The sequence below is a fragment of the Streptomyces niveiscabiei genome (assembly GCF_001419795.1).
Lineage (GTDB): Bacteria > Actinomycetota > Actinomycetes > Streptomycetales > Streptomycetaceae > Streptomyces > Streptomyces niveiscabiei.
Window position 1 is genome coordinate 1 of record NZ_LIRL01000992.1, and the last position, 1,602, is coordinate 1,602.

The following is a 1,602-nucleotide window of genomic DNA, read 5'->3' on the forward strand; positions in this document are numbered from 1 at the left end:
ACGATCAGCGGCCACAGGAAGTCGTTCCAGGAGCCGACGAACGCGAAGGTCGCGACGACGGCCATGGCCCCTTTGACCTGCGGTACGCAGATCGACGCGAACCGTCGCCACACGTTCGCGCCGTCGATGACGGCGGCCTCCTCCAGGGCGACCGGCAGCGCGAGGAACGCGTTGCGCATGAGGAGGACGTTGAGGGCGGCGACCGCTGTCGGCAGGGCCACGCCGAGCAGCATGTCGTTGAGCCCGAGGGACCGCATCAGCAGGAACTGCGCGACGATGACGGTCTCCCCCGGCACGAGCAGCGCGGCGACGAACACGGACAGCGCGAGCCCCCGCCCCCGGAACCGCAGCCGCGCGAGCGCGAACCCCGCGCAGGTCGCCCCGGCGACGTTCCCGGCGACCGAGATCAGCGCGACGATCGTGGAGTTGAGGAGGTAGCCCGGTACGGGGACCCTGTGCACGACCTCCTGGTAGTTCCCGAACGTCGGGTCGCTCGGCAGGAGCCTGGGCGGACGCGTGTACAGGTCGTCCCCAGCGCCCTTGAAGGACAAGGACAGTTGCCACAGGAACGGCCCGACGAGGATCACGAAGACCAGCACGAGCAGCGCGTACCGCACCCCGGGCCTCACTCCGCGTCCCCGTCCCGCCGCTGCATGCGCAGCTGCACGATCAGCAGCGCGAGCGTGATCACGAACATGACGACGCTGATCGCCGTCGCGTACCCGGTGTCGGCCGACAGCCCCGTACCCTCCCGCTGGATGAGCATGGTCATGGTGATGTCCTTGCCGCCGGTGCCGCCCGTGTTCCCGGACAGCACGTACACCTCGCTGAACACCCGGAACGCGGCCACCGACGACAACACGCCGACCAGCGCCATCGTGGAGCGCACGCCGGGCACGGTCACCGACAGGAACGTCCGCACGGGCCCGGCGCCGTCGACGGACGCGGCGTCGTACAGGGCCGTCGGGATGTGCGCGAGGGCGGCGAGGTAGACGACCATGTAGTAGCCGACGCCGGTCCACACGGTCACGAACATCGCGCTGATCAGCAGCAGCCACCGGTCCGCGATGAACGGCACCGGTTTCGACACCAACTCCAGCCACGACAGTGCCTCGTTGACGAGTCCCCGGCTGTCGAGGAGGTTCGTCCAGATCAGGCCGACGGCGACGGCGGACATGACGACCGGCGTGTAGAAAGCGCTGCGGAACACCCCGATGAACCGGCCGGGCCCGCTGACAAGACTCGCGAGCAACAGCGGGAGCACGACCATGAACGGGACGACGCAGACGACGTACAGACCGGAGTTGAGAAGTGCCGTCCAGAACCGCGGATCGTCGCCCAGGCGGCGGTAGTTGTCGAGGCCGACGAACCGGCCCCCGCGCACCATCGTCGCGTCGGTGAAGGACAGGACGACGGTGTTGAGGAAGGGGAACAGGACGAAGACGGCGGTGACGGTGATCCCGAGCGCGAGGAAGAGCCAGGGGGCGGTCCACCAGCGGTGTGTCCGACCGGCGCCCCCGACACCGACACCGACACCGGCACCGGCACCGGCACCGGCTCCGACTCGCGCTCCGGCTACGGCTCCGGGGAGTAGCCCATGGA

General features: G+C 69.3%; 2 protein-coding genes. Both read right to left on the reverse strand.

Annotated features, from left to right (window positions below; translation table 11 throughout):
• A partial coding sequence (locus AOK24_RS38540) for a carbohydrate ABC transporter permease (protein WP_240554321.1) occupies nt 1-629 on the reverse strand: 629 nt, incomplete at its 3' end.
• Nucleotides 626-1,602 (reverse strand): carbohydrate ABC transporter permease (locus AOK24_RS38545; RefSeq protein ID WP_240554322.1); only part of this gene is annotated, 977 nt, incomplete at its 5' end. The genes AOK24_RS38540 and AOK24_RS38545, both read right to left, overlap by 4 nt.